Here is a 19,469-nt window from a genome sequence, read left to right on the forward strand (position 1 = left end):
CTTTCACGCCCCTAAGCTCCCGGACCTCCGCTTGATAACGAAAATGTTTGGCTTGATTAAACACCCGAAGGGTGTGATCCATGGACATAACAAAGTCAGGGTCGATCTTATACCTATATAAGCGATTTGAAAAAATGGCCTTCATGCCCATGATACCCATCCTCTCTTTGTTTTGTGACGGTCACTGTTAATGTTTTAATTATACCACGCGGAATATATGTTTGTCACTTCAAAAATATTCAAAAAATCGATTCATCACCCGCCTAGTGCTGACGCACTTGAGGAAGGTGTCTTCTCGCCCTAAAGCGATAAACTACCATGAAAATCAACCAGAAGGCCGATTGACTTTACCACTTATTCCCCTTACTATTATGAGAAGAAAAACTACAAGTAATCATAGAGAAATGAGGCTTTAGAAAATGAAAAAATCAGTCTATATCATCCTTGCTTTTGGCTTGATTTTGACGGCTTGTCGTAACGAAGATACAGAACCTGTTGATGATTCGGATATAAACCAACAAGATGAGGATAATGGCACAGACACAACAGAAAATAACCAAGAAAATGATGACGCAACAGAGGCGGACGATGAAACAGATGAAGATCCTGAGGCATCGGATGAGTCGGCAAATAATGGCGACCAAACAGCAGAGGACACACATCCGGACGACACGACAGATGACACCGAGTCATCACACGAGACTGACAATAGTGAATCGGGTGGACGTTATAGTTCAGATGATGCTATTCGCTTAGTAAAAGACTACCTAAAAGCAGAAGGTCTTTATATGGACATGACTTACCTATATGATGGTAAAGATGATAATGGCCATTACCGCATCCAAGTTTTTGAAGTGGTTGATCATGGTAATGGTGAAACGCATACCTCCACTTTTGATTGGTATTTTGTTGACCCTGAAACAGGAGACATTACCGCTTTATTTAATTCATAGATATTTAGGCGCGAGAAAGAGAGCACTCTTTTTTCGCGCGTTTTTGTCGTCGTCCTGTTATTCAGACGTATTGTGCTCTTCTTGTTTTGCTTTTCTATAATTATATACTAATTCAACAACTGTTATAATACTGGCAGCGACTAGAAAACCGTGCTTAAACCATGGCGGTAAAAAGTCTACTATATAAACAACTACGATGCTGAGAATAATGACTGGCATTGTCCAGAGGTTACGCTTAAAACGTCGGCGATAGCTTAGGTGATAGTAAGCGAACACAAAGCCTTTATCCTTCTTATGCCGTTTTCGATAAAACAACCAGAAGCCGAGATTAACAATAAGTACGATACTAATCGAAACGATCATAGGTATGTAATCAACCATATAAAAACTCCTTTCTAAATAACTCCACCTCCACTGTAACATATCTTTTTTGTAAAAAATAGCCACAAATCAGACTAGTACATAGTATCTTACTTGTGGCTATAATTGTGTTAGTACAAGGTGACTTTTGTTCGTGTCATCATTGATTCGTTGACCACGGTGAGTGTATCAAAATCAAATGCGGTCGCCATAATAGCTAAAGCATGCACCAGAGCGGTATCCTCTTCTATTTCACCAGTCACGGTCAACGTTATCTGAGCACCGGTTTCTTTTACATCAACGATCGTTACACCCTCAAAAACGCGTTTATACCCTTCTGGTGCGACAAAGGTTGCTGTCTTATTAAGCGTTTCTTCAAATGAGTCTAATTGTAGTGGTACCATGTCACGAATCGAGCGATATACAGGTGCCTGATAACCTTCTAACAAGGTCTCATTCGTGACCTCGACAACACCTGTCACAGCCATATCCTCTACTGGTAATGCTTCAATGAAACCTACCTGACCGTAATCGACACCCGCTTCACCATCTACCGTAAAGATAAAGGTATCGATATTATAAAATGCACCGAGTTGATAAAACATCTGATCGAGCATCATATGTTCAGCAGAGGCCAGAGACACAAACGGTTGTCCACCTTCAAAGTTCAGTGTCGCCTCTTTATCAGCTATCTCCACAGACACGAGTCCCGTAAATGCCTCATTCGTTGTTTGATCACTCAATTGTAAACTCATCATCAACGCCTCATCTTGGTTTAACGGATCGGCTGATGTCTCCATATGAATCAACATCATTTCCTCATTTTCATCAAACACATGCGTGACTACCGGGACTACTGCCTCATAGTCTACCTCTGTGTAACCATCGTCTTCTTCATCAGATGGTTCATCATCAGACTCCGTTTCTGTATCACCCTCTGTGTCTTCATCTGTTGGTTGTTCTGTCTCTGTCTCAGATGGTGTTTCAGCCCCTTGGTCCTCTGGTTCTTCTGACGTATTACACGCAACAACGGTGAGTAGAATCACTAACAATAAAGCCAATAGTTTTTTCATTGTTTTCCCCCTTTTTCTTCTCGCACCTCTCTACTTGTACTGTTCCCGTTTATGTCGGGTCATACACTGGTCTATTGATGCATTTTTTGTTTAAAACCCACCGCTTAAAGGGAATAGATGTAAAGACAAAAAAATAGCAGAAAGGAATGTGAGACTGTTGACACAGACGAAGGTTTTTCGTTTTCTTGTATATACGTTACTTATTCTAGCGATCTTGTATTTTCTATCATTAATTGATTTTATTCTTCAACCGATTGGGACTGTCATAACGTCCATCGCGCTACCGATTATTGGGGCGGGATTTTTGTTCTATGTGACCGAGCCATTGATTCGGTTGTTTGAACGCTTTAATATAAAGCGAATTTTCGCGGTTATACTTGTGTTTGTGGTGATTATGCTTGTCGTTGCCTTTAGCGTTTATTTCCTCATCCCAATGGTTCAAGAACAATTAAACAGACTATCAGATAACGCACCTGCTTTTCGTTCGTGGCTCGAGGAAGCCCTCCGTTGGGTTGAAACAAATCAACAATATATCCCTGATGAATTTAACACCTCGGTTGATGATATCATTGATCAACTAAGTGGTTATGCGCAAGAAGCCGTTGGCTCGATTTTTAATGCGATTGGGGCGATTTTTAACTTTGTTGTATCGTTTGTCCTCATCCCTTTTTTCTTATTCTTTATGTTAAAGGACTCAAAGAAATTCATCCCGTTTGTCACACAATTCTTTAGTCCAAAGAAAAAAGATAGTTTAGAACGTTTGTTTGCCTCCATTAATAATTCATTAGGCTCGTTCATTCAAGGGCAAATGATCATCAGCTTTAGCGTCGGAACAATGTTACTGATTGGTTACTTAATCGTTGGGCTTGAATATGCACTTATCCTGGCGATTTTTGCTTTGTTTATGAATGTGATTCCCTACCTTGGTCCTTGGCTTTCTGCCATTCCTGCTGTTCTGATTGGCTTTTTTCAAGACCCGATGACAGGCGTTTGGACGGCTGTTGTGATGATTGTCGTCCAGCAAATTGAAGGCAACCTGATTGAACCAAACGTGATGGGTAAAGTGTTAAATGTTCATCCTCTCACTGTTGTTGTCATTATGATTGCCGCTGGAGCGACGATTGGTTTTATCGGGTTTATCTTAGCCGTACCTATGTATGCCGTCACTAAAGCGACCGTCACGCATTTCTATCATGAATACTTGAATCATAAAAAGACATCGGAACAATATTTAATTTAAAGCGCATAGACAACCCGCCCAGAAACAGCTGTTTCTGGGCGGGTTAATTATCGTTATGGTTTAACTTTCATTAGACGCATACTATTAAGCGACACAAGTAAAGTCGCTCCGATATCTGACACAATCGCGATCCAAAGCGTTAACCAGCCAGGGATGACTAATAATAGCGCGACTAACTTAATGAGGAGTGAGAAAGTGACGTTTGCTTTTATAATCCGTAGGGATTGTCTACTTAAACGAACAGCAAAAGATAATAGCGTTAAATCATCGGTCATTAAAGCCATATCCGCTGTCTCAAGGGCTGTGTCTGTGCCTTTAGCTCCCATCGCAATACCCACACTTGCTTTAGCCATCGCAGGCGCATCATTGACACCATCACCGACCATGGCCACGTATTGATACTCAGTTGTCAGTTGTTCAATGACAGCTAACTTATCTTCAGGTAAGAGTTCCGACATGACATCATCTATTCCCAGTCTGTTGGCGATATCTGTTGCGGCACGGTGATTATCTCCCGTTAACATAACAGTTTTCTTTACACCTAAGTCATGAAGCTGACGTAATGTCTCGCGTGCATTCTCGTGTACCTCATCAGCAATGGCCATGTAGGCAAGGATTTGTGTGTCTTTTGTTACGACAACAACAGTTTGACCCTTTGTTTCTAACGCTTGAATGGCCTCACTGACTGATGGTGAGAGACTATCCATAAATCTTTTCGGACTTTCAACGGTATAGATGACCCCTTGGTCTTCACCTTTTATACCACGACCAGGTAAAGAAGTGATGGCTTTTAGCGGAAAAGCCATCGTTGGATCAATCAACGCTTCTGCCTTTGAAGTTAATGCCTTTGCGAGTGGATGCGTCGTATCCTTTTCTAAGCTGTAGACAATACGAAAGACATCTATTTCATTCACTCCATCCATCATGACAGTGTCCGTGACAAAGGGTTCGCCTTTGGTTAGCGTACCTGTTTTATCAAAAGCGATCGCACGTATGCGACCCAGTGTCTCTAAGTGAACACCACCTTTAATCAAGACACCGCGCTTAGCCGCGTTCCCAATCGCTGACACAATCGAAATAGGGGTAGAGACAACAAGGGCACATGGGCAACCGACAATTAAGATCGCCAACCCTTGATAGAACCACGTTGAGAAGTCCTGATTGAAAACAAGCGGAGGGACACTCATGACGACTACACTGATCAGCATAATCATCGGCGTGTACACTTTCGCAAACGCATCGATAAAACGCTCGGCTGGGGCTTTTTCTCCTTGCGCTTCTTCAACTAAATGAATGATTTTTTGTAACGTTGTATCTTCAACACGTTTGGTTACTTGAACGAGTAATAGGGCATCGGTATTGAGCGTTCCAGCATAGACATCGTCACCAGGGACTTTTTCTTCTGGCATACTCTCTCCGGTAATAGCCGCTTGGTTAATCAGTGAGGTTCCTTCTATAATTACGCCGTCCATCGCCAATTTTTCACCTGGCTTCACGACCATAACGTCCCCAATCTGAATCTCGTCAACATCCACCATCTCATCACCCGATGGGCGTCTGATTTGCGCTTGTGTTGGTGCCATATTCACGAGTGACGCTATCGACTGTCGCGCGCGGTCCATCGAATAAGCCTCAAGTAACTCACTTACTCTAAATAACATGACGACAATCCCTACTTCTAACCATTCACCAATGAGGACACCACCTATGACAGCTACCGTCATTAATGTTCGCATATCAAAGGTGAAACGGGTCAGATTCTTCATCCCGCTTTTAAAGAGTTGTAAACCTAATGTCGCACTTGAGACAAGAATAAGCATCGCTGTCATTGGATGACTATGACCACTCATGACACTTGAGACAATGCCTAACACCAAAAATAACACACCAAATAATTCTGTTTCATATTGTTGGTACCACGGCAATACTTCTGGTGTTTCAGTAGTTTGACTTGCTTTTTTTATACCATCTACCGATAGTTTTAATCCCTCAAACGCGCCTGCTTTTTCGAGCGCATCAATCGATACTTCACCACTGACAGTAATTTTTGATGCACCGAAATTAACTTTGGCATCATAAACACCAGGTAAGTCTTTCACGTTATTTTCAAAGGTCTTGGCACAGTTCGCACAAGAAAATCCTTTGACCCGATAGGTTTGTGCGTCAAAATCAGATGAGGTTGTCACGTCGTTCCACCTCTTTCTGGTGTACCAATCCAATCGTGATCAACGTCTTCACATGATCATCATCTAATTGATAATACACTTGTTTTCCTTCTTTGTAGCTTTTCGCTAGACCTAACTTCTTTAAGTGACGTAAATGGTGAGACGCTGTTGCTGTCGAGGAACCAATGATATGCGCAACATCACAGACACAGAGTTTATTTTCTTGCGTTAAGGCATAAGCAATCTTTAACCTTGTTTCATCACATAACGCTTTAAACATCTCGCTCACGGCTAAAATGTTTTCACTCTCAACCATTTCCTTGACGCGATAGACTTTATCTTCATTAAAAACCGCCACATCACATGTTTCTTTTGCTTGGTTTGTCATCTTAACACCCTTTCATTCAAACGTTCATTTGATTAACTTCATTTTAATCATCGTTTGAATGTTTGTCAATGATCGTTAATATGTTCATTCTCCCCCCTTATCTCAAACTTGGCTTGTAAACACGTAACAGGCGTATGCCTAAGACATACGCCTGTTACTCTATACATATTAAGGAGGGATAAATTAATTTCTTACGCGTCGTTCTTTAAAGATGAGTGTGGTCCCACCCATTAGTAACAACATCATCCCTACAAGCATCAATAAGTAAAGGTTAGTTGCTGTTTTAGGTAAACGGTCCCCACTTTCATCTGTCTCAGCTGTTTCACTCTCTGAGCCCACTACTTCATCAGTATTCGTTGTATCTTCGGTAACATTTTCTTCATCCGTAGGTGTCTCATTTGTTGTTTCATCTGTTGACTCATCAGTTGGTGGTGTGTTTACTACCTCTTCAGAGTCCTCATTCGCATCAGTTACCACAAAGGTATCTGTACTAAATACAGCATACGTACTAAAGTGATCAACATCTACAACAACTTCACCGTCAACAACTTCACCGTCAACAAATTCTCCGCCAACGAGTTCCCAAGTCTTTGTTTCTGGATTAAAGTAGTACACTTTTAAAGTTGATGTATCAGCATCTGTGTCTTTAACTTTAAAACTCAAAGTAACGGGTGTTTCAAATATTTTTTTAACGACGCCGTTTTCACTAACGTTGAAGCTATAAACGTCACTTAAAGCATCGCTTTGATGTGTCAGACCTTCTTCATTACTCGGTGCGACATCAAAGGTAATATCGCCATTTAAGTTGCTTGCTGGCATAATCATTTGAACGCCTGCTTTTTCAATCTGGATTATCGCACCTTTATCTTTCAACATATCTAGTTGTTTTTTCGAAATTATTACCTTTGTGACTTTCCCATCTGTTATTTCAATCTTAAAGGGTTGATTTTTCTGAATGGCTTCAATTGCCTTATCATTCACGATAATCGTATCGCCATTAACATCTTGATCTTGGTCTTCATCTTCGTCTTGGTCCTCAACTTGATCTTGGTCCTCGTCTGGTGTACTGATTTCAGTGCCATATAGGTAATCACGTACACCAGCTAATTCAAATCTTACATTATCAATGAATATATCATGAGAATCAGCTGGTGCGCCTTCTAAAGCACCTAGAAGGAATTTAAGACCGACAATATCATCTTGTGGCATCGTTACTTCGTAGCTGTAGTTTTGTACTTCCTCTGTTAATGATACTGTTTCATTTAAAGAGCGTACATAACCGCCTGCTTCGCCATTATCAATCACCGCTTCAATATCACGAGCAGTAGTTGCATAAGCATCAAATGAGACGATGTAGGTTTGATCAGCTGTGACTGATTTCCCTTCTTGAGAAAGGGAAATATCCCATGGATTTGTGCCAACATGATCAATAGAAATTTTCGCCATCTCATCTTCTACAGTAAAATCAGCTTGTGATGGACCATCGTATTGACCTTGGTAATGCGTAATCCACCCTTCAAAACCTTGACTGAAATCGGCATTGTCTAATAAGAAGGCAGCTTCACTTGAACCCTCAACCTCTAAAACGATATTATCAATTGTCACTTCATGCGCGGGTAAGTCAGCAACACTTTCAATAGCACCAAGTAAGAATTTAAAATCAACGGTATCGTCTTCTGTCATCTCAAATGTGTACTCAAATGTTTGTGTATCTTCCGTTAGTGTCACAATATCTGAGAAGTAACGATGATAACCAGCATTTTCTACAACGACATCTACTTGACGCTCAACTGTTGACGATGCATCAAATGAAACGGTATAGGTTTCTCCTGCTTTTAAAGTCATCGCATTCTGCATTAACATTAAGTGGCATGGTTCCCAACCAGTGTTTTCAATATTTGCGACAAAAGTACCCTCTTCTACACCAAGCGTTGCGACAGACGTCGGTTCATGTTCGCCCTGATTATGGACACCAAAGTATTCTAAACCTTGATTGAATCGTCCATTACGTAATGGGAAACGCTCTCCTAATGTCAGACTTGTATTGTTGTTTGTTAGACGAATTAATTCGACATCATCTAACATCACATCCGCATCGCTTCCGCCTAAGAAGAAGACGAATTGACCATTTAAGTCTTCTACATCCGTCATCGTTAGTGTGATTGTTTTTGTTTCAAACACTTCCGTTAAAGCGACCGTTTCTTTTGCGTAAACGGTACTACCATCAGCGCTCACAAAACCAATCTCAATATCACGCGCTGCGTCTGTTTTTGCGTTAAATGTCAACTGATAGTCATCGGTTGGTGTGAATTGAAGGCCTGTTTGCGCTAATCTTAACGCCTCCGCACTATCTCCACCATCCGTGATTATGGCAGTAAATACGCGTGTATATTCAGGTACATACGCATTTGCCTCTGCAGATGGTGCCGCAATATCCCAGTAAGTTAACCGGTCCATCGCCCCTTGATCGAATGTTCCGTTATAAATATAGTTACCATTCGGTAATGGCTTCTTTGGATTACTCTCATTGTATGGGTCTACTGGATCTATTTCTTCCAATACAACGTGACCAATTGAGACACCTTGTGTATTGTTACCAACATTAAACTCAAGTCGAGCTAATGGGTCTGTATCATGCTGCATTTGGAAGACCATCTCATACGTTTGAACGTCCGTCGTTAAATCATAATCTTCACTTGGTGAATAAGCCGTCCAACCACGATTAGCACCGCCACCAATTTTGACATTGATTGGACGATTGGCATCCGCTTTCGCATCAAAACTTAACTTGTAATAGCGACCTTTACCTACGGTCACATTTTGAATAAGTTGCAATGAATACGTTTGACTGCCGCCATTCGTCACATCGATTTTTGCGAAGGTATCATCATTTATTGTCTCTGTACTAACAGAACCATCGCCACCGAACTCATCAAGCTTTAAGAAGTTCCAGTAAGTGGCGTCCCAGTTATTTGCGACGTCATCATTTGTCTGAAGCGTCGTAAAGCCTTCATTGTAATCTGTGTCATAGACATAGTTACCATCAACAGCTACTTTGGCATCTGCCGGTAGCTCTTCGGCCTCAAAAGAAGGTTCCATTGGCGCGTCATAACTGGCTTTTTCATATGCGCGTACATAGTCTACTTTTACTTGGTTAGGGAAAGCCGTCTCCTCATTAGGACCGCCGCCGTACCAACCACCGATAGCTAAGTTTAAAATCATATAAAAGTCTTGATCAAATGGCGCTGGGTAGCTAAACTTTGTTGCATTCGTACTATCTTTAGCACTCCAGTTGTTTAAAGTTTGATACAAGACATCGTTGACGTACCAGCGAATTTCGCCTGGTTCCCATTCCACCGCATAGGTGTTCATGTCTGTCGTGTCAAAACCATCTTCAAAATGATAGTCACTGGCTGTATACGTATTATTTGGCCACTGCGAGCCGTAGTGAATCGCCCCACCAACTTTATTAGGTGTCGCACCGGCATTCTCCATAATATCAATCTCACCTGATGCCGCCCAAGCACCATACACATCATCTTCTGGCATCATCCAAAAAGCTGGCCAAAATCCTTGACCTTCTGGTAAGGACATTCTCGCCTCAAAGCGACCGTAGGTTTGACTAAAGTTGCCTTTCGTGTGGATTTTGCCTGATGTGTAGTTGTATGTACCTTCACCATCTTCAACGACTTGTTTTTTCGCTTCAATGATTAATTGACCATTTTCCACACGTACATTATCTTCTTGATACGATTGTAATTCTTGGTTTCCCCAGCCAGGCACAAAGGTACCGTCAGGTTCGTAAAAACCGTTACCAATATCATATGACCAGATGTCAGTATCTAATATGTCACCTTCAAAGTTATCTTCAAACGTTAATTCCCAATCAGAGGTGTTTCCTTCCGCCATCAAATTTGGCGGCCCAATAAATAATAATGTGATAAATGCTAAAACAATCAGGCTACTTAAAGGTTTTTTCATCTACGTTCCTCCTTGATTTGTGTTTAAAACAGTGTACCCTTCCGGCATGTATGCTATTTTCGTATCACCTCCTTTAATTTTACGAAAATTCCGTCTTTTTTCAACGAAAGTTACGAAAGCGCTTTCTTTTTGTGTCATAAGAAAAGAGACCTTTCGATCTCTTTTCCCTATCACTAAGATAACTCACAACGAATTCTCGTCGCTTCTCCTTGACGTACCCAGTAAGCGATATCACCTTTAACTATCGCACTGTCTACTGTTTCTGTTGAACCATCGGTAAATGTAACAACGTAACGCTCAGGCTTAACTGCCGCTTCACCAAACGTATCTTGACGCGTTGGATTCACATAAGTAATCTCCGTCTGTCCTAAGAACGTAGCGGTTAGCTCGCCATTTTCTTTAAACATCCAACCTGCTAGCTGCGGGTTAAGTCTAAGGGCAAGTGTGTCGTCTTCTACTTCAAACGGCTTTCCACCTGTCATCATCACAAACCACATATTCATAAATTCAATCGTTGACCCACTCAGTCTAGCGACAAATCCCCGTCCATGAAGACTTGGATCTGGATTGGCTGAACTGGCGATAAATGAACTGTTCTCGAGAGTCGAGCGTCCATACTTCGCTGGGTCTAAGAACGGAATTAACGCTTGTTTCATATCAGTAAAGAATTCTTTCGTTAGACCAGATTTTAAAGTCGCAAGTAAATACTTGTACTCCATATGAAGGAAAACAGATTCATTCTCTAACCAACCCGGCGTAAAGGCGCCAGCCCGACCGAGCTCATCTGGTTCGTTCTTAATTGACATCGATGTTTTATACATACCTAATTTGTCATCGTAAACCGCTGATTGTTTCACTTGATCATATAAAGCTTTTGCTTCTTCTTGATTATCTTTTAACTTCAGTGCTTTAACTAAGCCTTCTAAGAAAGGCGTCACAGCTTTCGCCTCAAATTCAAGTGCACTCACATCAATTTTATCCGCTTCGGTATAGCTGACTTTTCCATCTTTCGCTTCAAAATAGAAGTATGTTGGAATCAGTTCAGCGTCAAATGCTTCTACTGCCATAATCGCTTGTTTAATACGATTATTAAGTAACGCCATGTTTTCACGTAAGCTTGCGGTTGTATAAGTGACTTCTTCACCTGAAAGTCCTTCGTAAATACGCTCGCGATAGTTCTCACGATGCGTCGATACTTCATGCCAATACGCTTGTTCAGTTAATTCACCGTTATTAAATGCTTGGATGGATTGAAGCACTTGTCTTAATAAATCACTCACTTCTATCGGTAACGAAATGTCTTCTGCCTCATCAATTGCAAGCATCAGATCAAATAGGCGTTTCACTTCATATAACTCTGACGTTGAAGCCCCAATCATCCCTGGTAGGCCATTTAATGAGTCATTCCAACCTGGCTTATCCGCTTCCATTTCAATGCCTAGTCCAAATGGCGCAAGTGTCGCCGTCTTTACAAGACCAAGCGTTAACAATTTACTATATAACGTTGTCTGATAGATACTACTTGGGTCTTTCATTACTTTAACCCAATCCGCTTCTGGCTTATCTTTATTCATGTGAAGCGCATGGTATTGTCTTAATTGTCCGTTCACTAACACATATTTATCTTCACGTTTTTTCACTTCAGCTGGGCTATTGAAGAAAATATAATCCTTAGTAAAGTATAGTTCTTCCGTTTTATCTGGATAAATCGCTAGATAACTTTCAATCAGATCTAGGTTATAAGTCCAGTGGTCAACCCAGAACCCTTCATGGAAGGCCGCTTCAAAGTTCTCTTTTGATTCACTTAGCACGTGTGCTAAGAACACGTCAAAATCTGTCTTTAACGAGATACGCTCGTCTTCAATAAAGTGTTTTAACTCACCTGGCGTGTAGCTTGACTTAAAGTACGTATTTAGCACCTGTTTATCTTCTTCATCAACATAAGCACTAAGGTCAAACGCTTGGGTATCTAACGTGAATCTAACCCCTTTAACACCGAGTGGGTTATACCCATCCAACTGAATCAAATTCATAAACATTTTCAAGTTATAATCTTTTACACGTGGTTCGAAAAACACATCACATCGTCTATTTTGGTTAATATCTCGGTAATTACCGTTCCCTTGAGAATAATACGTCGGGCTTAGCGAGAAGAAGTTATAGTCTCTTTCAAGGTCGCCGTGTTTACGTGAATAAAGATAATATATCGTTTCTTTATTATCGTGTGTCAACACATGAGGGAAACCACCACGCAAGCCATTATCTAAATAGCTCTGACGACTGTATGCATCAAATAACGGTTCATTTGTTGAACTCGTAATTGGGGCCGTAATATCATCCGTAATCGTAAGGGCTTCTGCTTTTTTCTCTTGAAGCATAGCAAAGTTTAGTTCTTCTTTTACGTACTGATTGACATGGTCTAAACCCGTCGCATAACCCACAACCGTCGACCACTGAATGCTTCCTTTAGACGTTAAACTTGTCTCAATTGGCGTAAACCCACCAGAGACACGATTCGTTGTTTGTTCTGTTTCTTTTGTGAGCGTTTGAAGTGGTTTTGTGTTAAATGGTACGGTCGTTTGTAATGTTGTATCCATACCAAATACGAGGTTTTTATCAATGATTGGTTTTGCGATTGTTTCCTTACCATCTTGATAAACGGTACTGTAATAGAAGTTTCCTTGGGTAATACTTTTTACTTCAGCAGAGTCTTCTGTACTGCCACGTAAGAAATAAAAGGGCATATGATTCTCTAAGTTTTTAACATCAAACCAACTTTTTAGTGTATTACCTAATTCTTTATAAGCCGCATTTTCAACACCGCTTGGGAAGATACTTGGTAAACCATCTAAGATTTCGAATTGACGAGTATTTTCTGCGAGGTTAGTAAATGCCACATCACGCACGAGACCGGCCACCGGTGTATTCGGTAATGCAAAGTAGTTAATGGTTAGTTTAAACTGATGAATGGGGTGGTGGTAATGCAGAGTTAACATGTTCTCAGCAATCTCCATCCGTGTATGCCCGGTTGTGTCATGCGCGGCGAATGGTTCAATGACAATAGTGTCGTCATCATTTAAAATTTTGATAAATGTTCTGAAACCTTGCGTTTGAACAAGTTGGTATGATTTATCTGCCGGTAAAAACTCCATAATGGCGTGATCTTTATCTTGGACACCAAAACTCGCAATCCCTTGACCGCGGTTAACGTAAAAGGCCCAGATCGGTAAGCCACTTTTGCCTGCCACTCCCGGCAAAAAACTGGAGAAGGTTGGCTGATGTGAATAATTTTCTATATTAAAATGGTGGTGTTGATCGAGTTGATACAAATAGATCCCTCACTTTCTTTATGCTATTATGCATTCAGAAGCATAGCTTTTGCTTCATTTTTTCGTTTAATTCGCTCAAAGCGAGATAGATGAATCGACATAATTAAATAACTAAACATACTAACACCAATAAATATTGTTACTTTAGGTAAGAAAATAAGAATAAGTGCATAAGCAACGATCCAAAATAACTGCATCAGCATTAATCCTGGTTCAGCGAACACGAGACTAAAGGCATTTTTCACGTATTGAAATCCTTTTAAATCATAATGAGCCATCACTGAAAATAAGTTAATAAATGTTAGTGTCAAAACAACAGCTCCTGCGATAAAGATACCCATCAAGTATACTTGAATGTTTTCAGGATAAAAGAATGGAATAAATTTAAAGTTGACATAGCCGATATAGCCGAGTAAAGCAAACAAGACTCCAAAACCATTTGATAATAGGAACATCTTTTTATAATAGCGGAAGAAATAAACTGGGATTGACACACCTTCTTTGCGATTAATTAAGTCACGCGAGACACTAAATACCGCAACAGTCGCAGGCATGAACCCTAAAACTCCAAGGCCAAGGACAGTAAAAATAAACCATAAAACATTTAAAATAATAAATTGTGATAACCATCCAGCAACCATTTGAATTTTATTTGACATGTTTATTTCCTCCCATAAATTTTAAAAGTTAGCTCTTTACAGCACCTTCAGAAAGACTTTGAATAAAGAGTTTGTTGAACATTAAGAAGATGACAATCAGTGGTACTGTCGCCCAGAATGTCCCAGACATAATCATACCGTAGTCCATCTGACGCGCATCATTTAATGTACGTAACGCGACTTGTAGTGTATGCATGGAAGGCTCTCTTAAAACAGTTAATGGCCATAAGAAGTCGTTCCATGCTTGCATAAAGACGATAATACCAAGTGTCGCAAAAGCTGGTAAGACCGTTGGCGCAACAATATTCCAATAGATTCTAAATGTTGAACAACCGTCCATCTTAGCTGCTTCAATTAATTCATCAGGTACAGCGTCTTGAATGTATTGGCGCATCCAGAAAATACCGAACGCATTGATAAGCCCTGGTACAATGACCGCTTGGAATGTGTTGATCCATTCTAACTGCGTCATGATATAGTATTGCGGGATTAATCCTAATTGCGGTGGAATCATCATCGTAATTAAGATTACTGAGAATAATAGTTTCTTACCTTTAAATTCTAATTTTGCAAAAGCATAACCTGCGAGTGAGCATAAGAATAACACACCAACAGTAATACTTGTTGAGACAAATAACGAGTTAGCCATTGAGCCGAAAAAGTCCATATTAGCTAAAACATTTTGAAAGTTATTAACTAAGTCGGCACCTGGTGTAAATGGCGGTGGGAACGAATTTATTTCCCTGTTGGTACGCGTTGCCATCGTAAACATCCAGTAAAACGGAAACAGTGACAAGAGCGAGCCGAATGTTAAAAAGAGATACACAAATGCTTTTTGAATGTTTCTTTTTTTTGTATGATTTTCTGTATTGTTCATTCTTTTCCCCTCCTATCGTGCTTTCTTTGTCCGACCGATACGGTTGGTTAACAGTAAGTTGACGCCTGTGAAAATGATAATGATAAAGAACAAGACAATCGCCGCAGCTGACGCTGTACCAAAGGCATTATAGACAAAGGCATCTTTCCAAAGGTAGGCTACCATCGTAATACCTTCTTGTCTCAAGTTGCGACCTAAGAAGACAAGTGGTTCAGTGAAGAGTTGTAGTGCCCCGATGGTTGCAGTGAAGACCACGAACGTGATTGTTGGTTTTAGCATCGGAATCGTAATCAGACGGATTTGTTGCCAAACTGTGGCCCCATCAATTTTAGCTGCTTCATATAAAGCATTTGGAATACTTTGCATTCCAGCTAAGAAGATGATGGTATTATAACCAACCCAACGCCAGAATACCATGATGGAAATCGTGATTTTAACTGGCCAGTTCTGAATATTCCAGTTGATTGGTTCAATATCAAAGAAACTTAAAATATAGTTAATGAAACCAGCTTCTTGGTTACTAAAGATAACACCAAAGATAATAGCGACGGCTACAATAGAGGTTACATACGGTAGGAAAATCATCGTACGGAACGTATTTCTAAACTTAATCAAGGTTGAGTTTAAGGCAAAAGCTAGTAAAATACCGACAATAATCTGTGGTGCTGTCCCTAATAACCCAATAATAAAGGTGTTCTTAATCGCTTCATAAAAGATTGGATCAGTAAAAATAAAATTAAAGTTTTCCATTCCGACAAAGGTCATCTCACTTAAACCGTTCCATTTGAAGAAGGCTAAGTAGAAACTAAATAGCATCGGGAATAACCCGAATACAGCATAAAGTAAAAAAAACGGGGAGATAAATAAGTAGGCCGTCCGTGCAGTCTTCTTTTTTTCTTCGAGGCTTTTTTTCATGAGTGTCCCTCCTTAATATGGGTTAAAGAATATGGCCCAAACCATATTCTTTAACCAGTTTTGTTTTTATTGACGTGCTAATGCACTTTTCGCTTGTTCGATTGCTGCGTTCCATTCTTCATCAGGATCAGCACCCGCGTTTACGTTAGAAACGGCTTCTTGTAATACATCGTTTACAGTATAGTAACCTTTACCTTTGTATACAGGCACAACGGCTTCGGCTGCTTCAGAGAATACTTGCGCTGTTTTAATGCCACCAAAGAACTCATCTGAGTAATCTAAGAATTCAGGATCTTCATATACAGATGGCGCTGATGGGAAAAGACCGTAATCTAAGAATGATTTTAATTGTTGTTCTGGTGCTGTCATCCACTCAACAAAAGCATATGCTTCTTCTGGATGTTCAGATTCTGCAGGTACTGTTAAGTAAGAACCACCCCAGTTACCGGCACCTTCAGGAAGTGTTGTAATTGACCATACACCTGGTTCAGCGTTGTCTTTAATAACCCCTTGCATCCAAGCTGGGCCTAATAGTGTTGCATAAGTACCTTCACCCATACCTGCGAACCATTCTGGCGTCCATAGCTGAATATCACCAATAAGATCTTGTTCAATTAAGCTAACAGTGTAATCATAAGCGTTGCGGATATAGTCATGCTCTTCAACAATTAATTCATCTTCTGTGTTAAAGAAATGTTCCGGCGCTTGGTCACGGCGTGCGTTAAAGACAAGTTCCGCACCATCGGTCATTTGCTTACCTGTTTTTTCATAGATTTCTTGTGCGACACTTTCAAAATCTTCCCACGTTTGAATCATTTCACCAACAGCTTCTGGTGATGATTCTAAACCAGCTTCTTCAAATACGTCGGTACGGTAGTACATAACCGTTGGACCGATATCTGTTGGTAAACCAAACATGAATGAACCGTCGGCATTTTCACCTGTTTGCCATACCCAATCTAAGAAGTTTCCTTCAACGTCAGCTGCACCGTAATCTTTTAAATTATGGAATCTGTCTTCTGCATCACGGTAACGCTCTAATTGGTTTACCTCAACCATCGCAACGTCAGGCGCACCTGAACCAGCTGATAATGATGTAAATAAGTTATCGTGTAAATCGTTTTGGTCCATGTTTTGAAGTTCAATCGTCACATGTGGATTTGCTTCCATGTATTCTTCAATCAATACATCGTAACCTGTGTTACCAAACTCCCAAAAAGATAATGTGACATCCTCTTTTTCATCACCAGTATCACCTGATGTATCTTCTGTTGTATCGTCATTTGATGTATCGTCACTTGACGTATCATCGTCTCCTCCACACGCTGTCATCAATAACACACTCAGTAACCCTACTAAAAATACTTTTAATAATTTTGACATATTCATTTCCCCCTACTCTTATTAGCAATTCAAAGTTTTAAGCATTTTCAATCATTAACATGTTGTGATTATTGACTCACCCCCTTAAGTTCCCTCTTTCCTTTACAGTCAAACGACATTGTCATCCCTTTAGGAAACATTGATCACGCCAATTATCCGAAAGCGCTTTATAACTAATCCAAAAGATAATGCCTTCTCAACGATCCTGATTTCAGTATCTTTATTGGCAGCAGATACGTTGCGGAAAGCTTGATTAACATTGTCTCTTCAATCAATAAACGCACGATCGATGACTCAACGCCACGTTTATGATTTAGTATAATAATACATTTGAAAGCGCTTGCGAAACCGCTTTAGTAATTACTATAATAAAGACATAATGAACATTTGTCAACCGTTATTTGATGTTTTTTCGTTTTTTTCTTTGAGCGTCTCTATTAACTCATTTAACTGCATTGATTCCGCTTTCAAAGCCTCTGATTGCGAGGCAATTGCTGCCACACCATGTCGCTGTTCTTTAATCGCTTGATCAGATAAATTCAGTTGTTCGAAAGTTTGTTTAGATGAGACTTGCATCTCTCGAATGGCTTGTGAAAGTTGTTGATTTTCGTTAATCATAATCTGTAAACTATCGTAGTTTGTGTCCACATGATCGGTTAATTCATCAATGAACTGTTGCATTTTTTCTAAGACACTGATGTTCTTATCCATATTTTCTTTTTCAGTGGCAATTCCCTCACTTGACTGAATAAGACCCTCACTGACTTCTTCAGCACCGGTTTGAATGGTCGATAAAATATTGTTCATATCTGTGATTGATGCATTCACATCTTGGGATAGTTGACGAATTTCACTGGCAACAACCGCAAATCCTTTGCCTTTTTCACCGGCACGCGCCGCTTCTATTGAAGCATTTAATGATAATAGATTCGTTCGCTTGGCGATATCATTTACGAGCGCTGATAAATCCGATACTTGTCCAATATTTTCTTTTAGTTTCATAATTTCTTTAGTTGATTGATCAATTAATTCGTACATCGTGTTGATTTGATTCACCGATGCATTCATCACTTTAATACCTTGTTCGGTTTGAACAGAAACACCTTTAGATTTGTAGCGCATCTCGTTACTTTCTTCTTCGATGACACCGATTCGTTCATTAAATGTTTCTGAATAACTCACGATATCTTGTGTTAAATCTGACTGATGACGGACCGCCATCTTGAGCTCACCTACGTGCGACTTTACATCTTTATTTTTCGCTTGTAATGTGCGGGCACCTTCTTCCAGTTGGGTACTTTCTTCATTTAAATGGTTACTTACAGAAGATAAACGCTCAATCATACCTTTGAAGGTTGTTTGAACATTATTTAAAATTGAACCGAGTTTTGAGAATTCATCTGTCCCGTTGATTTCAATAGGTTCTGAAGTTAAATCCCCTTGCATTAATGCGTCACCAAACGTCGTGATGCTGTTCATTTTTTTCGTTACATCACGGTTTACGATTACGAGAATCACTGTCCCTATAACAAGCGAGATAGCAATCGCAATTAAAAAGATCAGCCGCGTATCCGTAAACCTTGTGAAAATGATACGTGTATCTTGCGCTAAATCTTCATCTACGATATTTTTTAATTCAGTCAAAGCAAAACTTGCTTGTGAATAATTACGTCCTGCATCTCTTAAAGTAAGAAAATCAAGCTGTTCGGTTTTATCACGATCTCTAATTTGAATATAATCTTGATACAACGTTCTAATCTGTTGATCTTGGGCGATCACGACATCAAACAACTGTCTTTCTTCTTGTTTTGTGATGTGTTGATTTACTTCTTCTGCTAATTGATCAAACGTTTTTACTGTATCATTAAATTGATTGACCTGAGTGGTATCCGGAGCAACCATATAACGGCTCAGTAAGACAAATCGCTCTTGAATAAGGATGTCCATTTCGTTTAATTTATCCATTTGATGGACTTCTTCATTCATCTCATTCACTTTTGTTTCAACATCAATTAAATAATACGTTATAAGACCAGCAGAAGCTAAAAACAAGGCAATCGTAATGACGTAGACGAGCGAGTATTTCCACCCAATACTTCTATTTTTCCATAACATACATTCACCACCTAAAGCGCTTTCTGTATTT

The 19,469-nt window shown here is 40.0% G+C and carries 13 protein-coding genes; 2 read left to right on the forward strand and 11 right to left on the reverse strand.

Annotation, left to right across the window (positions count from 1 at the left end; genetic code table 11):
• The first annotated feature begins 419 nt into the window (after positions 1–419).
• Positions 420–953, forward strand: coding sequence for a hypothetical protein (locus BM390_RS11040; RefSeq protein WP_062322108.1), 534 nt, complete (start codon positions 420–422; stop codon positions 951–953).
• Positions 954–1,010: 57 nt separating this feature from the next.
• Here the strand turns inward: BM390_RS11040 and BM390_RS11045 are convergent, their stop codons facing one another.
• Both BM390_RS11045 and BM390_RS11050 read right to left on the reverse strand, forming a co-directional pair.
• A complete protein-coding gene (locus tag BM390_RS11045) occupies positions 1,011–1,316 on the reverse strand; it encodes a hypothetical protein (protein WP_177220714.1) in 306 nt (101 codons plus the stop codon).
• 128 nt (positions 1,317–1,444) lie between these two features.
• On the reverse strand, positions 1,445–2,386 hold the full coding sequence (locus tag BM390_RS11050) for a hypothetical protein (protein ID WP_089854806.1): 942 nt from the start codon (positions 2,384–2,386) through the stop codon (positions 1,445–1,447).
• 157 nt (positions 2,387–2,543) lie between these two features.
• Between BM390_RS11050 and BM390_RS11055 the strand changes: the two genes are divergently transcribed.
• The gene (locus tag BM390_RS11055) at positions 2,544–3,626 is read left to right on the forward strand and encodes an AI-2E family transporter (protein ID WP_062322101.1); all 1,083 of its coding nucleotides are present in this window, start codon (positions 2,544–2,546) and stop codon (positions 3,624–3,626) included.
• A gap of 53 nt (positions 3,627–3,679) precedes the next feature.
• Here BM390_RS11055 and BM390_RS11060 read toward each other — a convergent pair whose 3' ends face one another.
• The 9 genes from BM390_RS11060 to BM390_RS11100 form a co-directional block, all read right to left on the reverse strand.
• The gene (locus BM390_RS11060) at positions 3,680–5,812 is read right to left on the reverse strand and encodes a heavy metal translocating P-type ATPase (RefSeq protein WP_062322099.1); all 2,133 of its coding nucleotides are present in this window, start codon (positions 5,810–5,812) and stop codon (positions 3,680–3,682) included.
• Positions 5,796–6,179 (reverse strand): ArsR/SmtB family transcription factor, encoded by a 384-nt coding sequence (locus BM390_RS11065; protein ID WP_062322097.1) that lies wholly within the window; start codon positions 6,177–6,179, stop codon positions 5,796–5,798. The genes BM390_RS11060 and BM390_RS11065 overlap by 17 nt, the downstream gene beginning before the upstream one ends.
• 183 nt (positions 6,180–6,362) lie before the next feature.
• Positions 6,363–10,160: a carbohydrate binding domain-containing protein gene (locus tag BM390_RS11070; protein ID WP_062322095.1), complete on the reverse strand. Its 3,798-nt coding sequence runs from the start codon at positions 10,158–10,160 to the stop codon at positions 6,363–6,365.
• A 173-nt stretch (positions 10,161–10,333) separates the two neighbouring features.
• Positions 10,334–13,489 carry a hypothetical protein gene (locus tag BM390_RS11075; RefSeq protein ID WP_089854810.1) on the reverse strand — a complete coding sequence of 1,052 codons (3,156 nt, stop codon included), beginning with the start codon at positions 13,487–13,489 and terminating at the stop codon, positions 10,334–10,336.
• A 26-nt stretch (positions 13,490–13,515) separates the two neighbouring features.
• Positions 13,516–14,148 carry a YesL family protein gene (locus tag BM390_RS11080; protein ID WP_089854813.1) on the reverse strand — a complete coding sequence of 211 codons (633 nt, stop codon included), beginning with the start codon at positions 14,146–14,148 and terminating at the stop codon, positions 13,516–13,518.
• Positions 14,149–14,176: 28 nt separating this feature from the next.
• Positions 14,177–15,025: a carbohydrate ABC transporter permease gene (locus BM390_RS11085; RefSeq protein ID WP_089854816.1), complete on the reverse strand. Its 849-nt coding sequence runs from the start codon at positions 15,023–15,025 to the stop codon at positions 14,177–14,179.
• Positions 15,026–15,037: 12 nt separating this feature from the next.
• Positions 15,038–15,940 (reverse strand): carbohydrate ABC transporter permease, encoded by a 903-nt coding sequence (locus BM390_RS11090; RefSeq protein WP_089854819.1) that lies wholly within the window; start codon positions 15,938–15,940, stop codon positions 15,038–15,040.
• Positions 15,941–16,006: 66 nt separating this feature from the next.
• Positions 16,007–17,323, reverse strand: coding sequence for an ABC transporter substrate-binding protein (locus BM390_RS11095; RefSeq protein WP_062322091.1), 1,317 nt, complete (start codon positions 17,321–17,323; stop codon positions 16,007–16,009).
• A gap of 390 nt (positions 17,324–17,713) precedes the next feature.
• Entirely contained in the window at positions 17,714–19,438 is a 1,725-nt protein-coding gene (locus BM390_RS11100; protein WP_062322088.1) for a methyl-accepting chemotaxis protein, read from the reverse strand.
• Positions 19,439–19,469: the final 31 nt, after the last annotated feature.

The sequence above is a fragment of the Halolactibacillus miurensis genome (assembly GCF_900116255.1).
GTDB lineage: Bacteria > Bacillota > Bacilli > Bacillales > Amphibacillaceae > Halolactibacillus > Halolactibacillus miurensis.

Coding starts and splice junctions, on each gene's coding strand:
- BM390_RS11040 (WP_062322108.1), top strand. CDS start 420: ATGAAAAAATCAGTCTATATCATCCTTGCTTTTGGCTTGATTTTGACG.
- BM390_RS11045 (WP_177220714.1), bottom strand. CDS start 1,316: ATGATCGTTTCGATTAGTATCGTACTTATTGTTAATCTCGGCTTCTGG.
- BM390_RS11050 (WP_089854806.1), bottom strand. CDS start 2,386: ATGAAAAAACTATTGGCTTTATTGTTAGTGATTCTACTCACCGTTGTT.
- BM390_RS11065 (WP_062322097.1), bottom strand. CDS start 6,179: ATGACAAACCAAGCAAAAGAAACATGTGATGTGGCGGTTTTTAATGAA.
- BM390_RS11070 (WP_062322095.1), bottom strand. CDS start 10,160: ATGAAAAAACCTTTAAGTAGCCTGATTGTTTTAGCATTTATCACATTA.
- BM390_RS11080 (WP_089854813.1), bottom strand. CDS start 14,148: ATGTCAAATAAAATTCAAATGGTTGCTGGATGGTTATCACAATTTATT.
- BM390_RS11085 (WP_089854816.1), bottom strand. CDS start 15,025: ATGAACAATACAGAAAATCATACAAAAAAAAGAAACATTCAAAAAGCA.
- BM390_RS11090 (WP_089854819.1), bottom strand. CDS start 15,940: ATGAAAAAAAGCCTCGAAGAAAAAAAGAAGACTGCACGGACGGCCTAC.
- BM390_RS11095 (WP_062322091.1), bottom strand. CDS start 17,323: ATGTCAAAATTATTAAAAGTATTTTTAGTAGGGTTACTGAGTGTGTTA.
- BM390_RS11100 (WP_062322088.1), bottom strand. CDS start 19,438: ATGTTATGGAAAAATAGAAGTATTGGGTGGAAATACTCGCTCGTCTAC.